This is a genomic window from Actinocrispum wychmicini (assembly GCF_004345645.1).
Lineage (GTDB): Bacteria > Actinomycetota > Actinomycetes > Mycobacteriales > Pseudonocardiaceae > Kibdelosporangium > Kibdelosporangium wychmicini.
The window spans coordinates 294,671-311,844 of sequence record NZ_SLWS01000002.1 but is presented as its reverse complement, the minus strand read 5'-3'; the positions used below and the strand labels follow the sequence as shown (position 1 = coordinate 311,844).

The window sequence follows — 17,174 nt, the reverse complement described above, 5'->3', positions numbered from 1 at the left end:
CGGCCACAGCGGAGTCGCGGCCGCCGGATGCGGGTCCAGAGTATCCCGCCCCCACCGCACAGAAGAACCTTGACGGCCCCTTGATGTCCGGTTCCTGCCAGGGTTCGGCGGGTCAGCGGCTGTCCCGGACAGGCTGAGGTCACCGGAGGAAAGGAGCGCGAAGCCATGGGCGGCAGCGAGATCGACATGAACGTCGGTGAAACCGAGGTGCATGTGGCTCGTCTCGGCGCGGTGGGCGACACACTGCGCGATGAATGGTCGGCAACGTCACGACTGCTGGAGTCGACGGCCGGGCGGCTCGGCGGCGGGCCGATGGGGGCGCGCTTCCGAGCGTTGTATCACCCAAGAGACGCGCGACTGCACGAGGACACCGCGCGGGCGTTGGCGGACGTGGCGCACCTGGCGTCTGCCGGCTTGGCGGGCATCGCCACGTACGTCGATTCCGACCAGCGGTCTGCCGCCGAGCTGGCAGTGGTGCGCCGTGATTCCTGAGCCTCACAGAAGTCCACTGTGGACGGCGGTGAAAGCGGTATACGACGCTTGGCCGCCGGACAGCGAGGATGTGGCGCGCCAACTCGGCGAGGACCTGGCCGGATTCGGGGCCAAGGTCGTCGACGGCCGGACACTGATCGGCCGCGCCGGCGAGGAGATCAGCCACGCCTGGCGGGACACGGCCGGCGGCACAATGGTGGACAAAGTGTCCGCCAACCAAACGGTATGGGGAAAGGTGGTTCAAGCCGTCGGAACACAGACATCCATTGTTCAGCGGCGGTGCTTCGGCCTGCATCATCCACGCGCCCGACGGCGGATGGGCGCCGACGGTCACGCTCGCCGGAGCGGTCGGCACAAGCGAAGGCCTCGACGCGACACTGGGGACAGGACCCATGGTCAGCAACGGGGCGCGAGTGGAGGACCAGGCTGGCTGGTTCGTCCAGGGTTCGGTGGGCGGCGGCACGGGATTCCCCGGCGGGAGCGGGACGATCGCCTACGGCAACAGCCCGGACGGGCCGGTCTGGACCGCCACTGCCCTCGGTGGTGTCGGCGCCGGCGCGGGCGGGGAGGCGGGTGGCAGCTACACCTGGGTGTTCCACTGATCAGACGTCGATGTGGGAGCCCATGATGACGGTGCGGTCGCGGGGGAGGTTGAAGCTGTCGGCGGCGTCGGCGGTGATGTAGGAGGTGGCGATGAACAGCCGTTTGCGCCAGGCGGCCATGGTGGGTCCGGTGCCGCGTTGGAGCTCTATTGTGGACAGGAAGTAGGAGGCCCGGTCGAGCTGCAGCCGGCCTTCGGTGGCGGCCGGGTCGATGGTGGCGAGCACTCCGGGGACGTCCGGGTTTTCCATGTAGCCGAAGCGCGCGGTGACATGGGTGATGCCGTCGTCGCGGTAGCCGAGATTGTCGACGGTGACCCGTTCGTTCGCCGGCACGCGAGGGATGGGTTCGGTCTCGATGGACACGATGACGACGTGCTCGTGCCGGACGTGGTTGTGCTCGACGTTGGCGCGCATGGCCAGCGGCGCGGTTTCGTTGCCCCGGTTGAGGAAGATCGCGGTTCCGGGGACGATCGTGGGTTGTTGGCCGGTGCGGAGCCGGTCGACGAACTCGCGCAGTGGTCCCTCGAGGCGTTCGCGTGCGGCGGTGACGATCTTACGGCCGCGTTCCCAGGTGGTCATGACGGTGAACGCGGTGAGGCCGATCAGCAGCGGCAGCCAGGCGCCGTGGATAAGTTTGGTCATGTTGGCCGCGACGAACAGAAGATCCACGACCAACAGCACGGTCGCGCCGATCCCGATCACCCACCGCGGCGTGCCCCACTTGGCGCGGGCGACGTAGAAGAACAGCAGGGTGGTGATGGTGATCGTGCCGGTGACGGCCATGCCGAACGCGAACGCCAGCGCGGTGGAGCTGCGGAACGCGAAGACCAGGGTCAGCACGGACACCATGAGCAGCCAGTTGATCCAGGGGACGTAGATCTGCCCCACGGTGGATTCGGACGTGTGCGCGACGCGCAGCCGGGGCAGGTAGCCGAGCTGGGCGGCCTGGTGGGCGACCGAGTACGCGCCGGTGATCACCGCCTGGGAGGCGATCACGGTCGCGGCGGTGGCGAGCAGGATCATCGGCACCCGGCCCCACTCGGGCACGAGCAGGAAGAACGGGCTGCTGATGTTCGCCGGGTCGGCCAGGATCAGCGCGCCCTGGCCGAGGTAGCTCAGCACGCACGCGGGGAACACGAGGACCAGCCAGGCCCGGGTGATCGCCCGACGGCCGAAATGGCCCATGTCGGCGTAGAGGGCCTCGGCCCCGGTGACCGCGAGCACGATCGCGGCCAGGGCGAAGAACGCGATGTCGAAGTGGCCGACCATGAAGCTGAGCGCGTAGGTCGGGGAGAGGGCTTTGAGGATCTCCGGGCGCTGGGCGATGCCGGTCACGCCGATCACGCCGACGATGACGAACCAGGCGATCATGACCGGGCCGAACACCCGGCCCACAGCCGCGGTGCCCCGGCGTTGTATCAGGAACAACACGACGATGATCACCGCGGTGATCGGCACGACCAGATCGTCGAGCGACTCGTTGACGACCTTGAGCCCCTCCACCGCGGAGAGCACCGAGATGGCGGGGGTGATCATGCTGTCGCCGAAGAACAGGGCGGCGCCGAAGATGCCCAGTCCGGCCAGGACGAGGGCGGCGCGTCGGCCGCGTTGGGTGCTCCACCGCCGCAGGAGCGTGATGAGCGCCATGATGCCGCCTTCGCCGTCGTTGTCGGCGCGCATGGCGAGCAGGACGTAGGTGACCGTGACGATGATCATCACGGACCAGAAGATGAGCGAGACCACCCCGTACACGTTGTCGACGGTGACCGGGACGGGGTGCGGGTCGCTGGGGTTGAACACCGTCTGCAGGGTGTAGAGCGGGCTGGTGCCGATGTCGCCGAACACCACGCCGAGCGCGCCGATCACCACCGCCAGCCGTACAGCGCTGAGGCCATGCGCCCCAGTGTTCGACGCGGCCACATTCTGCTGATCGGTCACGGTGTTCCTCCCTCGCCGCGCGTACCCTACGTCAAAATCGCGGCAAAGGCGTGCAGGTCGCGTTGGGACGACGAAAGGGATTCCTGCCCAGTGGGCGGAACCGAACCGGGCACGGGCTACAGGTAGTGCTCGTACAGATCCGTCCAGACGTCCAAAACGGACAATTGGTCGGCGAGTTCGTGGCCCTGCCGGGTCAGTTCGTAGCGGCCTACCGGTCGTAGCCGGTCCCAGCTGCCTGGGTGAGTGCGCCTGACCATGCCGTGCGCGCCGAGCAGCCGCAGTGTCCTGGCCAGTGGGCGGCGGCTCGCGTGGGTCTGGACCCGCAGGTCGCGTAGTGCCAAGGACTTGCGGGCGAGGGCGTCCAGGATTTCGACCGCGCGGTATTGGCTGACCAGGAATGCCAGGTCCGTGCGCGACACGGCCATGACGATAAGGCGTCGACCACACCGGGCTGGCTGAGATCTAACGTCGCCGCTACGACCCGGCGGACAATATTTACGCCATCCCTACGCCGTTTACGCAATCCATACGCGTGCGACCAGCGAGAACGTGGGGTGGTTCACCCTATTCTGCTGACGTGCCGGCTCCCGCCTCGTGGTTGAAACGACTGGTGCTCGGCCGGCCGTTTCGCAGTGACAGCCTGGGGCACACCCTGCTGCCGAAACGGCTGGCCCTGCCGATCTTCGCCAGTGACGCGCTGTCCTCTGTGGCCTATGCGACCCAGGAGATCCTGCTCGTCCTGACCCTGGGCGGCCTGGCCTACCTGCATCTGGCGCCGTGGATCGCGCTGGCCGTCGCGGTGCTGCTCACCGTGGTCGTGTTGTCCTACCGGCAGGTCGTCCGCGCCTATCCCAGCGGCGGCGGATCCTACGAGGTCGCCTCACGCAACCTCGGCCGCACCGCCGGCCTGGTCGTCGCGGCGGCGCTGATGGTCGACTACATCATGACGGTCGCGGTGTCGGTGGCCGCGGGTGTGGACAACGTCATCTCCGCGGCGCCGGGCCTCAACGACTATCGCGTGCTGATCAACATCGGGTTCATCGCGCTGCTGACCGCGATGAACCTCCGCGGCGTCCGAGAGTCCGGCCGGGCGTTCGCGGTCCCCACCTACGCCTTCATCGTCGGCGTGGTGCTGATGATCACCCTCGGCGTGGCGCAGACGATCGCCGGGCACGCGCCCGTCGCCGAGACCGCCCACTTCGACATCCGCCCGGAGCAGGTCGGCATCACGTCGTTCGGGGTGGCGTTCCTGGTGTTGCGGGCGTTCTCGTCCGGATGTACCGCGCTGACCGGGGCCGAGGCGATCTCGAACGGGGTACCGGCGTTCCGGCGACCCAAGGCGCTCAACGCCGCCCGCACCATGGCCGCGATGGGGATCCTGGCCATCGTGATGTTCGTCGGGGTGACCGCACTGGCCCTGATCGCCGACGTCCGGATCACGGACAACGCCTGCGATCTCGTCGGATTCCCGGCCGCCGGCTGCGCCGACGCCGCGCAACGCACCGTGATCGCCCAGATCGCGGTCGCCGTGTTCGGCGGCGACCACACGTTCCTGTTCTACTACATCCAGGCCAGTACGGCGTTGATCCTGATCCTGGCGGCCAACACCGCGTACAACGGGTTCCCGATGCTGGCGTCGATCCTGGCGCAGGACCGGTTCATGCCGCGCCAGCTGCACACCCGGGGTGACCGGCTCGCGTTCTCCAACGGCATCGTCCTGCTGGCCGCGGCCGCCGCCGTCCTGATCTACGCCTTCGACGGGTCGACCACCCGGTTGATCCAGCTGTACATCCTCGGCGTGTTCACGTCGTTCACCTTGTGTCAGGCCGGCATGGTCCGGCACTGGTCCCGGGAGCTGAGGCGGGCCACCGAAGGGCGTCGCCGGATCCACCAGGCCAGGATCATCAACGCGTTCGGCGCGTGCTTCACGGGTGTGGTGCTCGTCGTCGTGCTGATCACGAAGTTCACCAACGGCGCGTACCTCGTGGTGATCGCGATTCCGTTGCTGTTCCTCATGATGCGCGCCATCCACCGGCACTACACGCGCGTTCGTGAGGAAATGGCTCCGGACAAGGAAAGCACCATCACGCCCAGCCGCGTGCACGCGGTCGTGCTGCTGTCGGGCCTGCACAAGGCGAGCCTGCGGGCGATCGCGTTCGCCAAGGCCACCCGGCCGGACACGGTCACCGCGATCACGGTGAACGTCGACGAAGCCGACACCCTCGCCCTGCGCAAACAGTGGGAGGACTTCCCTGTCAGGATCCCGTTGAAGGTCCTGGAATCGCCGTATCGGGAAATCACCCGGCCGGTGGTGGACTACGTCAAGAACATCCACCGCGCCAGCGCACGCGACATCGTCTGCGTCTACATCCCCGAGTACGTCGTCGGCCGCTGGTGGGAGAACCTGCTGCACAACCAAAGCGCGCTGCGGCTCAAAGGCCGGCTGCTGTTCCTGCCCGGTGTGATGGTCACCAGCGTCCCGTGGCAGCTGCGCTCCAGTGAAGGCCGCGCCAAGCTCCGCGTCGAGCATGTCCCCGGCGAGATCCGCCGCGGCCTGAGCCCGGGGGAGTGACCGTTGTGATGCCGTCAATCCGGCGCTTCTGGGCGTAAGGACCGCGTCAATCCGGCGGTCGTCAGTGCCCACTCTCCAGTTGACTGATCGCGTCACAACTGAGGGGGACCTGTGGCGACCACGCTCGTCCGCCCGGCCGCTGAGCCGGGCCTTCGTCGATTATCCAGCTACCGCTGGGAAACGCCGACCTGGATCATCACACTCTCCGGCGCCTGTGTGGTCCTGGCCGTCGTGCTGGGCGCGTTCGTCAGCGCTGTGACCAGTTCGGTCCGGGAAGGCGTGCGGGTCATCGGCCGCGAGGCCGCGCCGCAGGTCGCCGCGACCACCGGACTCTACTTCGCGCTCAGCGACATGGACGCCCAACTGGCCAACGTGCTGCTCGCCGGCGGCGAACCCGCCATGGCAGGCAACCGCCGGGAGGCGCTGGACCTTTATCAACAACGCCGGACCGAGGCCACCGCCGCACTCCAGCGGATCGCGGCTGGCGACCCGACCGACAAGAAGGTTGCGGACATCCTCGACCGCCTGGGCTGCTACGAATCGCTGGCCGGCCAGACCACCTTGCTGAACGAACGCGACAACAGCCCGGCAGGCCGGCCGTCGACGGCGGCCCTCCAACGGCACCGCGAAGCCACCGACCTGATGCGGGACATCCTGCGCGAGGTCCGTGACCTGACGACCACCAACCATGACCTGCTCAACCAGACCTACCAGGACAAACACGACGGCGCGACTGAAGCACGCGGCTGGCTGTGGGGCACAGGTGGCCTGCTGGTCGTCGCGCTCGTCGGGCTGCAGGTGTTCCTCCGTGCCCGGTTACGGCGTCGCCTCAATCCGGCGATCCTGCTCGCGACCATCCTCGTCGGCGGCACCGTGGTCGTGGGATCGACCGCCCTGTCGGCCGAGGCACGTGACCTGAAAGTGGCCAAGGCCGACGCCTTCGACTCGATCATCGCCCTGTCCCAGGCGCGGTCGGTCGGCTATGACGCCAACGCCGACGAGAGCCGTTACCTGGTCGACCCCTTCCGCACGGCCCAGTACGAACGGACCTTTGTGGACAAAACACTGTCGCTGGTGACGTTGCTCGACGCCGGAGTCAACGACTTCGACGACCGCTTCGACGCCGCCCTACGGGACTATCGGGCCGACCACACCGACGTGGGGTTCGGCGGCTACTTCGGCGCGGAGCTGCACAACATCACCTTCCCCGGCGAACGAGCCGCCGCCGAACGGATGCTGACCGCCTTCCAGCAGTACCAACGGGACGACCGGCACATCAGGGCCATGGCCGCCAGGGGAGACCTGCGCGGGGCGATCGCGTTCGGGATCGGCACCACACCGGGCAACTCCAACTACGACTTCGCCCAGTACGACAACGCACTGGTCGCCGTCATCGACGTCAACCAGCAGGCGTTCGACACCGCGATCCGGGACGCGGACGGCGAACTGACCGGATGGGGCGACCTCGTCCCACTCGGGCTGCCGGTGGCCGTGACGCTACTGGTAGGAGCCGGAGTATGGCGCAGAGTCGTCGAGTACCGCTGAAGGCCCTGATCCATCTGTTCGGCACCGCGCACTGGGAATAGGGTGTCCAACGACTGGCGCTGGCGACTGGGTCGCTGGGGAAGATCCGGAGGAAGAATGACCGCACACGCCATATCCGCCGATGCCGTTGCCGCCGACTACGTCCACGCGGACAAACTGATCACCCCAGGGCCGCAACTGGACCTGCCGGCAGGCCGGTTGAAGTGGTACGACATCGCCAGACCGGCGCAGGGCGTTGATCCGACCGTCGCCGAGCAGGCGAGGGAGTTCCTGTGCTCGGCCGAGCTCGACGGTGCCGGCCCGCTGGGCTTCGTTGTGTTGCACCGATGCGGACCGAGTTTCCACTTTCTCATTCTGAACACCTGGCGGAACGAGAACGAACTGTGGGAGACCGTGTTCGCCGCCGACGGCGGCCCCTTCGAGATCGTGCCACAGCGGCCGCACCACGCCACGTACTGCGTGTGGGAGTTGGGCGCGGTGTGCCACGAGCAGCAGGCCTGGTTGCGCTACCTGCGGTCCGCCCGTGACGAGCCGGCCCGCGTCGCCTACCTCGCCGACAGCTTCGCCGGCCTGGTCTGACCAGGGTTTTCCGACGGTTTTTCGTGCCCTAGGACGATCAACGGACCGGTGTCCACAGCGTCCCAGCGGCAGGAAACTGTGGGGAGATCGTCGTGGGTGGGCACAAGGGCGGGCAAGACCCGCCTCGCCGTCCGCGCCGCCATCAGCTGGTGGCTGCCGGCCCGTTCACGGGGTCCGCTTCGGCGAAGGCGAAGCCCTGGTCAACCAGGCCAAGGCGCTGATCGGCCGGCGCCGGATCGCAGAGGCCAGAGCGTGCGTCGAAGAAGCCATCGGCATCTTCGAGGAACTCAACGCCGTCGAAGGTTCACGTTCGCCGGCGTAGCGTTGGTAACCGTGATCGATAAGGCGAATACGGGAGATGACCCGGCGGACGGTTGGTTCCCCGAGAGCGTGGCCGCGGGCTATGACGCCCCGGGTGGCGCGAACGTGCCCGCGGTGGTGACGCCCGCGGTGGACGTACTCGAAGACTTGGCTGACGGCCCGGTACTCGAGTTCGCCGTCGGGACCGGGCGGATCGCCGTGCCGCTGGCTGCTCGCGGCGTGCCGGTGAGTGGCATCGAGTTGAGCCGGTCGATGGCGGCGCGGATCGCGGGCAAGCCGGGTGGCGACGCGGTCGAGGTCACCATCGGCGATATGACGACGACGCGGGTGGCCGGGCAGTTCTCGCTGGTCTATCTGGTGTTCAACACGATCAGCAACGTGACCACACAGGACGGGCAGGTCGACGTCTTCCGCAATGCGGCCGCGCACCTGCGGCCGGGCGGGTTGTTCCTGGTCGAGGTGGGCCTGCCGGACCTGCGTCGCCTACCGCCCGGGCAGGACACTGTCCCGTTCGCGGTGGCGCCCGGCGCCGGCGGCGGCTATGTCGGGTTCGACCAGTACGACGTCGTCAGGCAGGAGTTCACGTCGAACCACGTCACCGTGTCCCCGGACGGGACGGGGCGGTTCCGCCGTATTCCCTTCCGGTATGCCTGGCCGGCCGAGATGGACCTGATGGCGCGCATCGCCGGGATGAGCCTGAAGTACCGCTGGGCGGACTGGGACCGCTCGGAGCTCACGGCTGAGAGCACCAAACACGTGTCGGTCTGGGAAACAGACCCCAATACGCCGGCCATGGTTGACGACTATCCAGACAACCACCGGGAGGGTCGTGCGGGTATTCGGGCCAGAGCAAGCGATGTTCAGTACGGCGGTGCGTGCCGCCGGGCCGATCTGGCGCGCCGGTTGCTGGATCCGCACCCTTCTGCTGGCCGGGATGTGGACAACCCTGCTGGCGGCTACGGCGGGCGACGCGTTGCGCGGGGCGGCACAACTGCTTCTTGCCACCGCGGCTGTGATGCTGGCGTTCGCGCATCTCAGCGCCGAAGCGCTGGCCCGCCTCGGCCGTATCCCTGGCCTGACTCGGTTGGTCGACCATCTGGCCAGCACCTCGGGGCGGGCCACGGTCGACGCGTCCGGCCTGCTGGAGGGCGCCGGTGCGTTCCTGGCGACCTGGCTCTACGTCGGCCCGTTCCCGCTGGTGAGCCTGCCGACCGGGGTCAGGATCCTCGGCGTCACCCTCGCCGTGCTGTACGTGTGGGAGGCCGTACTCCAGGCAGTGATCGATCCCGGCTGGTACAGCACGAAGTTCCCGCCACCACGGGGCATGCGTCGGTTCCGGGTGCTGATCCCGGTCATTCTCTGTGCGATCGTGCTGGCCACCGTGTTCCCGTACAACGATGTCGCCGGTCGGGTGCCGCTACCCGTGGTCCTCGTGCTGTCCGCGCTTCCGTTGCTGTACTACCCGATCCGTGGTGCGTTCGACGTCCTGCTCAGGGCGTCGGTCAGCCACGCGCGAAGCAGCTACGTCATCCAGTGTCAGGAGACGTCGATCGACCTGCACAGCCAGGTGAAGAACTCGGCGACGTTGTTGCAGCGCTACGTCGACGAGTCGGATCCGGTCATCGAAGAGGTGCGCAGCCTGACCAGAGAGGTCATGATGCGGGTCGAGGAGCTGCGGCGGGATGTTCTGGCCACGGGCGAGCGGTCCGGCCCCCGGTCGTTCAGCCAACTGTGGGAGACGGTGCTGCGTATCGTGCCGTCGCCACGCCGGGGTTGCTGCGTGCTGAACGAGGGTTCAGCCGCGCTGGTCCTGTCCGCCGCGGACTACCAGATCGCCCGGCGGGTACTGCCGGACCTGGTCACCAACGCGCTCAACGCGGGAGCCAACCTGGTCCATGTCAACTGTGTCCTGGACGACGAGTGCACCCGCGTCCGGGTCGCGGACGATGGCGAAGGGCCGGCCCAGGCGCCTGACCACACCCCGCACAGCAGCCTCGGTCTCCTGCACACCCGTCTGTCCATGATGGACGGTGGCATCGCCTGGAACCGCGCCGGCATCGAGACCGTCGTCGAGGCCCATTGGCGCTCGCAGGGGCACGATGGCGTGACGAGGCTGCGTAGTGGCGATGGTTGGTGGAGGGAACGCTGATGCGGATCGTGGTGGTCGACGACATCCTGGAGATCGGGCACACCGTCGCGCAGTCGTTGAGGGGAACGGCGCATGACGTGCACACGCTGCTGACCCCGCGCGCTCTGGCCGTCGCCTTGCGCGAGCAGCGCTTCGACCTGGCCTTTGTTGACGTGGACTTCTCCTACGAATCGCCGGAAACCGGGCTGACGGCGTTGCGCCACCTTGCCGCGCACGGCGTGCCGTCAGTGATCTACTCGGCGGACAGCGAGGACAACCGGGTGCTGTTCCTCCTTGCCGCGTTCCAGTTCTACCGGCCGCTCACCCTGCTTTCCAAGCGGGCCAACGCCGACGAGATCAGAGAACTGGTCGATGATTTCCAACGGTCCGGGATGACGACGGTGACGGACAAGGAAGGCGACCGGTACCGTTCCCGTGATCGTCCTTCGTTGCTCGACGGGTTGGTGCGCAGTCCTGTCGACCTGACGATCTGGGAGAACCTGTCCACCCACGTGACCCGCACCGAGATCGCGATGGCCTCGTTCGTCTCACCGCGAACCGTCGACTACTTCCTTGCCGAGCACTACGACGCCATGCTGGCGATCCAGTCGCTGCACAGCCGGGCACCCATCATCTCGGTGCTCCCTGACGGAGACGGGTCGAAGAAGCACTTTCTCGCGCCCATGCACGCCTTCGCGGTCACGCACTTTCGGTTCTTCCAGGATCCTGAGGTGCGCGCGCTCGTCGTGGAGCGACCAGTCGTTCGGGTCAGCACCGAGGCCAGCCGCGGAGTCCAGCGACGTAGGGGGCGACGACGGTGACCGGCCCGCTGCTGTTCGTGCTGGACCGAGGTCCCCTGGTGGCCGGTGCCATGGCGTTGGCGATCACCCCTGGCATGCATGTGGTGCTGGCACTCGGTTTGGAACGCCGGGTGATCCGGCCACGCGACCAGTTCCTGGCGCTCATCTACGGCGATCCCTTGCTGTGCCTGGCCTGTGGGGTGGGTGTCGCGCTGGTTCCCCGGGAGCTTTCCGGGCTGATCCGGTCGTTGGCCGCCACCCAGACGGCCCTGCTCGTCGCGAGCTGTTGGCTGGTCTTCGGTATCTGGCAATGGCGTTCGGAAACACGGCTGAACTACTACTCGTTGGCCCAGGCGTTGGCGCCGACCAAGATCTGGCATCAACTCGCGGTGTATCCGGTGTTCGGCACCCTGGTCACGGTCACCGCTGTCGCCGGTCTTGGTGCCCCACTTGGCGATCGGCCTGTCCTCGCGGCGCTGGGCAAGGTGATCATCCTCGGGTGCGGGGCCGGCTGGATCCTCCTGCACCTGCACGACCGGCGGCATCCCAGGCTCGGGCATCCGCCCTTCGACTGGCGCCGGTTGCGGCCCGTGCCCCGCCCTTGGCCAGCGGATTCCATCAGCCTGCGGGCGACGTCCGGTTGACCGTCTGATGTGGTGCGGAGTTTTCCCTGCCTCGGCCGCGCGGTTCGGTGCATCGTGTGAACCGTGATGGTTCACCGACAACGAACCAGTTGCTGAGATAGGAGGGGGAACGTGCCTAAGCGGACCACCGAGGAGATCATCATCGAGGGCGTGTCGACCACGGCCGGTGCGGCCGCCGGTTACGCCGCCGGCGTCAAGGGCGGGGCCGCACTCGGCTTCGTCGCGGGCGGACCGGCCGGTGCGATCATCGGCGCCGGAGTGGGCTTCATCGCCGGAGCACTGGTCAACAACGCCATCGAGGAGGCGATCGAGGACTGAGGCTGGGCTCGGCAGGTCGATACCAGCCGCACAGACGATGTCGCGTGCCGCAACGGGGCAATGCCAAGGTCGCGCCCGCAACTGGCGAGTCCCGTTTCCGGCACGCGACATCGTGGCGTAAGGCCGGCCTGCCTGGTACGGCAGCCGCACTTCCGAGTGGGGCTATGTTTGCTGGTCGCGGCGTAGTCGAGTGCGGTGGTGGAACCAGCGGGCGCGGGCTTGGTGGCGTCGGGCTGCCGCGACAAAGCCGCGCTCCCTCATGGACCCGGGGGCGTCACCGGCGGCCGGGCCGGCGACGCCCCCTGGGCGGTGTGCTGTCAGCCGCGGGTGGCCAGCATGGTTTCCCCTGGGAATGCTGTGGCCTGGGTCGATGCCGCCGGGGAACCCGGGCACAGTGCGGTCTGGAGCAGGTTGTTGTACGCTGCGGTGATCGGGTTCGGCACGGGTTGACCGTCCGGTCCGAGTTGTTCGTACCGCAGCAAGTTGACCCCCACTGAGACCTGGCGAGTGCCGTCCCCGCTGGTGAATGTCGTGGTGCCCATGCCGAGCACACCGCCGCCGTGTCCCCAGAACGTGCCGCAGCCCGGGTACGTCTTCTCGACCAGGCCCAGCCCGTACGCCACGCCGAGCGAGATCGGGACTGTCCTCTTCATCTCGGCCAGCATCGCGGGCGGGAGCAGTTTGCCCTGCAACAGTGCGCGGTAGAACCGGTTCAGATCATCCATTGTGGACACTAGCTCGCCGGCCATGCCTGCCCAGGACATGTTGTCGACGGTGAAGTCCTTCGGCGGGTTCCAGTGGCCGTACATCGACTCGTAGGCCCGGGAGTGCGGACCGCGGATGTACGGGTCGGTGCCGGGGAAGTACGTGGTGTGCCCGATGCCCGCCGCGCGGATCACGTTGCGAGTCAGGTAGTCCCGGACCGGTTGCCCGGTGACCTTCTCCAGCAACAGTCCGATGATGATGTAGTTGGTGTTGGAGTAAGCGTGCGTGCTGCCGAGCGTGCCCGCCGCCGGCGTCATCCGCAGCCCGATCTCCACCAGTTTCTCCGGTGCGTGGGTGGTCAACCGGGTTTGGTCGATGTCGTCCGGGCCGCTCCACAGCGCGTCGGTGTGTTCGTTGATGAGGCTGGTGTGGTTGAGCAGCATCCGTACCGTGATCTGCTGGCCCCGCTCGCCCGGCACCAGGGCGGGGAGGTAGCGGCCGATCGGGGCGTCCAGAACAATCCGGCCGGCGGCGACCTGCTGCAACAGGCCGGTGGCGACGAACGTCTTGGTGATACTGCCAACGCGGTGCTCGAGATTCGGCCGGACCGGCCTGCCGGTGGCCGTGTCGGCCACCCCGGACGCGCCCCGCCAGGTCCGCCACCCGTCCCGGACCTCGGCGTAGATCCCGGGCATCCCGGCCTCGTGAACCGCGGCCAGCGCCCGGTCCAACCCGGGCTGGTCAAGGCCGGTCCGGTCCAGGCCGGGTTGTCCGGCGTTGGCGGGCGCGGTCGTCCCAGCGGCCAACGCCACCGCCGCGACGGCCGGTACCCATACTCGACGTGCGAACGAAACCGCCATTGGACGACTCCCTTGGTTCGGCATCCGGAACTCCGTCGACGGCTTGGGCCGTCCGGTCGGCGTCATCCCACAACGCGCCGACCGTAAGGACACACGGACACGCTCCACATCGCACCGCGGTGCCATCCATCCTCCTACCGAGGTAGGAGGACGCCCCCAGTCGAAAGTCGGACCACGGGTCGGCCGAATGCCCGGAAGCCGGAACACACGGAGTCGCGACAGGTCCCTGGCGTGCGGTGTCGAATCTGGCCGACCTACCCGGGCGGTTACGGCCGCGCTTTGCCCGGGTGCAACCGTTTGCGCAGGCCAGGAAGTACATCCAGGGGCTGATCAGTGATCACCTGCACTGGGTCTGGTGGCGACGACGCCACCAAGCCCGCGACCCTACTAGGCTGAAGCTGAATCCAGGGACGACGCCGGTGGGGTAGTCCCGTGCAACGGGCGAGCGCCTCTGAAGGTACGCCGGTAGGCGTCCGGGGTTGTGTCCAGCGCGCGCCGGAAATGGCGGCGCAGCACGGCGGCGCTGGTGAGTCCCACGCGTTGCGAGACGATTTCGACAGGCAGGTCGGTCTGCTCAAGCAGTTCCTGGGCGCGGCGGATCCGCTGGCCGTGCAGCCACTGCAACGGATTGGTGCCGACCCTGGCGTGGAAGTGCCGATTGAGTGTCCGGGTCCCCAGGTGCGCCCGCCTGGCGAGGTCCTCGACGGTGATCGCCTGGTCGAGGTGCGTCAGCGCCCAGTCCAGCACTGGCGCGAGATCGTCGGACAAGGAGTGGGGGACCGATGTGGCGATGTACTGCGCCTGGCCGCCCTCACGGTGCGGCGGCATCACCAGCCGGCGGGCGATGTGGTTGGCGACCGCCGCACCGAAGTCACGCCGTACGACGTGCAGGCACAGGTCATGACCCGCGGCCTTGCCCGCGGACGTCAGCACCCGTCCTTCGTCGACGTAGAGCACGTCCGGGTCGACCGTGATGGACGGGTAGCGCTCAGCCAGCGTCGTCGCGTACATCCAGTGCGTCGTGGCCCGCAGTTCGTTGAGGATTCCTGCCTCGGCCAGCACGAAGGCTCCGGTGCAGATGGACATCACCCGTGCGCCCCGGTCGTACGCCGCACGCACCGCTTCGACGAGACGTCGCGATGGCTGTAGGTCGTGACACGCAGGTACAACGACCGTGTCTGCTTGCACGAGATCGTCGTAGGTGAACTCGGTCGCCGCGCGAAACCACTCGTCGACACGCGCGTTTCGCGGGCTGCAGACCTGGAGCTCGTACCAGCCTTCGACACCGCGCGGCGCACGGGAACCGAAGATCGCACACGGTGCGGCGAGCTCGTAGATCGGGACACGGTCCGACAGGGCCAGCGCGACGACAGTCATGTCCGAAAGTATACGCAAGTGGGCCGATCGGACACTGGGCAAGAAGATCGAACCGGCCGATGCTCGACGCCATGACCACAGACACTGTGCTCACCGAGCAGACGGACCCCTACTGCCTGTCCGACGAGGACGCCGCGGCCGTGCTCGTGGGCGCTCCGTGGCGCCGCTTCGCGGTCATCGGTGACAGCCTGTCCGCCGGGATCGGCGATCCCAGCCCTGGCTACCGGACCGTGCCCTGGCCGGAACGGGTCTGCACGGTCCTGCGACGCGTGAACCCGGACCTCGCGTATCTCAACACCGCACAGATCGGCACGTCGACGGCAAAGACCACCGCGACTCAGGCAGAACGGATGCTTGCGTTCCGACCCGACCTGATCCACCTGCCCTCCGGCGCCAACGACATCTGGCGGTCCCAGCCGTCCTATTCCGACATCGAGGACGACCTGCGCGAGCTGTACGCACTCGCGGCTGCCACAGGTGCCACGCTCACGGTGTTCACCCTGGTCAAACGGTTCGTGGTCGCCACGATCCCCGACTTCGCCGCACGGGTCAGCCGGGTCAACGACATCACCCGTCGCGTCGCTCGCGAGTACGGCGCCATCGTGGTCGACACATGGGACCACCACATCAACGATCGCCCAGATCTGCTGAGCGCGGACCAGATCCACCTCGCATCGGCGGGACAGGCCGTGCTCGCCATCGAGGTTGTCCGCGCGCTGGCCGGCGCCCTCAACGGCGTGCGGTGAGCGCGATGAACTCTTCCAACAGGATCGGTGTGCCTCAATGAACAGTGCGCAAAATGCGGCGACCGCGTCGCGCGCCCGCGAACCACAGGTCCGGGATCGTTCGAATCTCATCCTGATCGTGCTCTGTTCAGCGGCCTTCATGGCGATGCTGGACGTTTTCGTGGTCAACGTCGCGTTCACGGCCATCGGGGAGGGGTACGCGGGATCTTCGCTGTCCGATCTCAGCTGGATCTTGAACGGATACACCATTGTCTACGCGGCGTTCCTCATCCCGGCCGGGCGGATGTCTGACCGCTACGGGCGCAAAGCTGGATTCCTTGTTGGACTTACCGTGTTCACGATCGCCAGTGCCTTGTGCGCGGTTGGCCCGACATTGTGGTGGTTGAACGGCTTCCGCGTGCTCCAGGCTGTTGGCGCCGCGGCACTGACGCCAACCAGTCTCGGTCTGCTGCTCACCTCGATGCCTGCGGCTCGGCGAGCGTTCGCGGTCAAGGTGTGGGCGACCTCGACGTCGGTCGCCGCCGCCGTCGGGCCGGTCATCGGCGGCGCCCTGGTGAAGGTGTCGTGGCACTGGATCTTCCTGATCAATGTGCCCATCGGACTCCTGGCGTTTGTCGCCGCCGTCTCGCTGGTACCTGATTCCCGCGACACGTCGGTTTCGAGAATTCCGGATATCGTTGGCTCGGTTGTTCTCGCCTTCGGGATCGGCGCCCTCGCCCTCGCTCTCGTCAAAGGCCAGGAGTGGGGTTGGTCGAGCGGGCCGACCTTGGTGTCGTTTGCCGTGTCCGTGCTTGCGCTGGCATGGTTCGTCTTCCGTGCGTTCCGCCACCCCGCGCCCGTGGTGGATCCAGCATTGCTGAGGGTACGGACGTTCTTCTGGGCCAATGCCAGCGCTTTGTTGTTCTGCATCGCGTTCGGCGCCGTTCTGCCGAGCGTCGTGCTGCGGCTGGAGAACTACGCGCACTTCGATCCGTTGATCACCGGTTTCGCGGTGGCACCCGGACCGTTGATGGTGCCGTTGTTCGCCATCGTGAGTCAGAAGCTGACCGGCCGCCTACCGGTCGGTGTGGTGGTCGCCATCGGGAACGCGCTGGTCGGTGTCGGCGCCGTGGTGCTGGCGCTCACCGCGACAACGGATGTCAACTATGCCAGCCAGATCCTGCCGGGCTGGATCATCGTCGGCATCGGTGTCGGTTTCGCGCTACCGAACATGCTCGCCTCCGCGACCGTCGACCTACCGCCGGCTCGGGCGGCGACTGGCAGCGCCGTCATCAACGCCAGTCGCCAACTCGGCTACGTCTTCGGGGTGGCCATGCTGGTCGCCATTCTCGGGAAGTTGATCGCGTCCGACGACCAGGCACTGACGGTCTTCACCTGGGCCTGGTGGGCCATCGCCGCCGTCGCCCTGGTCGGCGCCGCCGCCGCGCTGGGCATCACCCCGAAGCCTGGGACCCGGCGCTAGCCGGGTATGTACCGGTTGATGCCGGATTGATTTCCTGTTGATCAGTGTCAGCGATGCTCCTGTGGCCGCGCCACCCGGCGCGCTT

Annotated in this window: 15 protein-coding genes and 2 pseudogenes; 13 read left to right on the top strand and 4 right to left on the bottom strand. The window is 67.5% G+C overall.

The window, feature by feature from the left end; translation table 11 throughout:
* Positions 1 to 165 precede the first annotated feature (165 nt).
* The 3 genes and pseudogenes from EV192_RS10000 (at position 166) to EV192_RS09995 (ending at position 1,094) form a co-directional block, all read left to right on the top strand.
* The gene (locus tag EV192_RS10000; RefSeq protein WP_132113677.1) at positions 166 to 492 is read left to right on the top strand and encodes a hypothetical protein; all 327 of its coding nucleotides are present in this window, start codon (positions 166 to 168) and stop codon (positions 490 to 492) included.
* Positions 482 to 652 (top strand): annotated as a pseudogene (locus tag EV192_RS57665) (WXG100-like domain-containing protein); the annotation flags it as partial. The gene EV192_RS10000 and the pseudogene EV192_RS57665, both read left to right, overlap by 11 nt.
* Positions 653 to 884: 232 nt before the next feature.
* A complete protein-coding gene (locus EV192_RS09995) occupies positions 885 to 1,094 on the top strand; it encodes a hypothetical protein (protein ID WP_132113675.1) in 210 nt (69 codons plus the stop codon).
* Here EV192_RS09995 and EV192_RS09990 read toward each other — a convergent pair whose 3' ends face one another.
* Positions 1,095 to 3,032: a potassium transporter Kup gene (locus tag EV192_RS09990; protein WP_132113673.1), complete on the bottom strand. Its 1,938-nt coding sequence runs from the start codon at positions 3,030 to 3,032 to the stop codon at positions 1,095 to 1,097.
* Positions 3,033 to 3,148: 116 nt separating this feature from the next.
* Positions 3,149 to 3,451 (bottom strand): winged helix-turn-helix transcriptional regulator, encoded by a 303-nt coding sequence (locus EV192_RS09985; RefSeq protein WP_165960322.1) that lies wholly within the window; start codon positions 3,449 to 3,451, stop codon positions 3,149 to 3,151.
* 158 nt (positions 3,452 to 3,609) lie between these two features.
* Here EV192_RS09985 and EV192_RS09980 point away from each other — a divergent pair, with 158 nt between their 5' ends.
* The 8 genes and pseudogenes from EV192_RS09980 to EV192_RS09945 all read left to right on the top strand — a co-directional run bounded on the left by EV192_RS09980 (position 3,610) and on the right by EV192_RS09945 (position 11,939).
* Positions 3,610 to 5,604 carry an APC family permease gene (locus EV192_RS09980; protein WP_132113669.1) on the top strand — a complete coding sequence of 665 codons (1,995 nt, stop codon included), beginning with the start codon at positions 3,610 to 3,612 and terminating at the stop codon, positions 5,602 to 5,604.
* Positions 5,605 to 5,715: 111 nt separating this feature from the next.
* On the top strand, positions 5,716 to 7,149 hold the full coding sequence (locus EV192_RS09975; protein ID WP_132113667.1) for a hypothetical protein: 1,434 nt from the start codon (positions 5,716 to 5,718) through the stop codon (positions 7,147 to 7,149).
* A gap of 96 nt (positions 7,150 to 7,245) precedes the next feature.
* Positions 7,246 to 7,728, top strand: a complete 483-nt coding sequence (locus EV192_RS09970) for a hypothetical protein (protein WP_132113665.1) — start codon at positions 7,246 to 7,248, stop codon at positions 7,726 to 7,728.
* 333 nt (positions 7,729 to 8,061) lie between these two features.
* Positions 8,062 to 8,820, top strand: a pseudogene (locus EV192_RS09965) (methyltransferase domain-containing protein); the annotation flags it as partial.
* Between the two features lie 85 nt (positions 8,821 to 8,905).
* Entirely contained in the window at positions 8,906 to 10,198 is a 1,293-nt protein-coding gene (locus EV192_RS09960; protein WP_132113663.1) for a sensor histidine kinase, read from the top strand.
* Complete coding sequence (locus tag EV192_RS09955; protein ID WP_132113661.1) at positions 10,198 to 10,998, top strand: DNA-binding transcriptional response regulator; 801 nt, start codon at positions 10,198 to 10,200, stop codon at positions 10,996 to 10,998. Before EV192_RS09960 ends, EV192_RS09955 begins: the two co-directional genes overlap by 1 nt.
* On the top strand, positions 10,995 to 11,621 hold the full coding sequence (locus EV192_RS09950) for a hypothetical protein (RefSeq protein ID WP_132113659.1): 627 nt from the start codon (positions 10,995 to 10,997) through the stop codon (positions 11,619 to 11,621). The genes EV192_RS09955 and EV192_RS09950 overlap by 4 nt, the downstream gene beginning before the upstream one ends.
* A gap of 111 nt (positions 11,622 to 11,732) precedes the next feature.
* Positions 11,733 to 11,939, top strand: coding sequence for a hypothetical protein (locus EV192_RS09945; protein ID WP_132113657.1), 207 nt, complete (start codon positions 11,733 to 11,735; stop codon positions 11,937 to 11,939).
* Between the two features lie 317 nt (positions 11,940 to 12,256).
* Here the strand turns inward: EV192_RS09945 and EV192_RS09940 are convergent, their stop codons facing one another.
* Both EV192_RS09940 and EV192_RS09935 read right to left on the bottom strand, forming a co-directional pair.
* A complete protein-coding gene (locus tag EV192_RS09940; protein WP_165960321.1) occupies positions 12,257 to 13,504 on the bottom strand; it encodes a serine hydrolase domain-containing protein in 1,248 nt (415 codons plus the stop codon).
* Between the two features lie 387 nt (positions 13,505 to 13,891).
* The gene (locus EV192_RS09935; protein ID WP_132113653.1) at positions 13,892 to 14,881 is read right to left on the bottom strand and encodes a helix-turn-helix domain-containing protein; all 990 of its coding nucleotides are present in this window, start codon (positions 14,879 to 14,881) and stop codon (positions 13,892 to 13,894) included.
* A 71-nt stretch (positions 14,882 to 14,952) separates the two neighbouring features.
* Here EV192_RS09935 and EV192_RS09930 point away from each other — a divergent pair, with 71 nt between their 5' ends.
* The gene (locus EV192_RS09930; protein ID WP_207925961.1) at positions 14,953 to 15,627 is read left to right on the top strand and encodes an SGNH/GDSL hydrolase family protein; all 675 of its coding nucleotides are present in this window, start codon (positions 14,953 to 14,955) and stop codon (positions 15,625 to 15,627) included.
* A gap of 37 nt (positions 15,628 to 15,664) precedes the next feature.
* Positions 15,665 to 17,089 carry an MFS transporter gene (locus EV192_RS09925; RefSeq protein WP_132113649.1) on the top strand — a complete coding sequence of 475 codons (1,425 nt, stop codon included), beginning with the start codon at positions 15,665 to 15,667 and terminating at the stop codon, positions 17,087 to 17,089.
* Positions 17,090 to 17,174: the final 85 nt, after the last annotated feature.

Excerpts from the sequence above, each read along its gene's own strand:
- EV192_RS10000 (WP_132113677.1), top strand. The coding sequence starts at position 166 with ATGGGCGGCAGCGAGATCGACATGAACGTCGGTGAAACCGAGGTGCAT.
- EV192_RS09995 (WP_132113675.1), top strand. The coding sequence starts at position 885 with ATGGTCAGCAACGGGGCGCGAGTGGAGGACCAGGCTGGCTGGTTCGTC.
- EV192_RS09970 (WP_132113665.1), top strand. The coding sequence starts at position 7,246 with ATGACCGCACACGCCATATCCGCCGATGCCGTTGCCGCCGACTACGTC.
- EV192_RS09960 (WP_132113663.1), top strand. The coding sequence starts at position 8,906 with ATGTTCAGTACGGCGGTGCGTGCCGCCGGGCCGATCTGGCGCGCCGGT.
- EV192_RS09955 (WP_132113661.1), top strand. The coding sequence starts at position 10,198 with ATGCGGATCGTGGTGGTCGACGACATCCTGGAGATCGGGCACACCGTC.
- EV192_RS09940 (WP_165960321.1), bottom strand. The coding sequence starts at position 13,504 with ATGGCGGTTTCGTTCGCACGTCGAGTATGGGTACCGGCCGTCGCGGCG.
- EV192_RS09935 (WP_132113653.1), bottom strand. The coding sequence starts at position 14,881 with ATGACTGTCGTCGCGCTGGCCCTGTCGGACCGTGTCCCGATCTACGAG.
- EV192_RS09930 (WP_207925961.1), top strand. The coding sequence starts at position 14,953 with ATGACCACAGACACTGTGCTCACCGAGCAGACGGACCCCTACTGCCTG.
- EV192_RS09925 (WP_132113649.1), top strand. The coding sequence starts at position 15,665 with ATGAACAGTGCGCAAAATGCGGCGACCGCGTCGCGCGCCCGCGAACCA.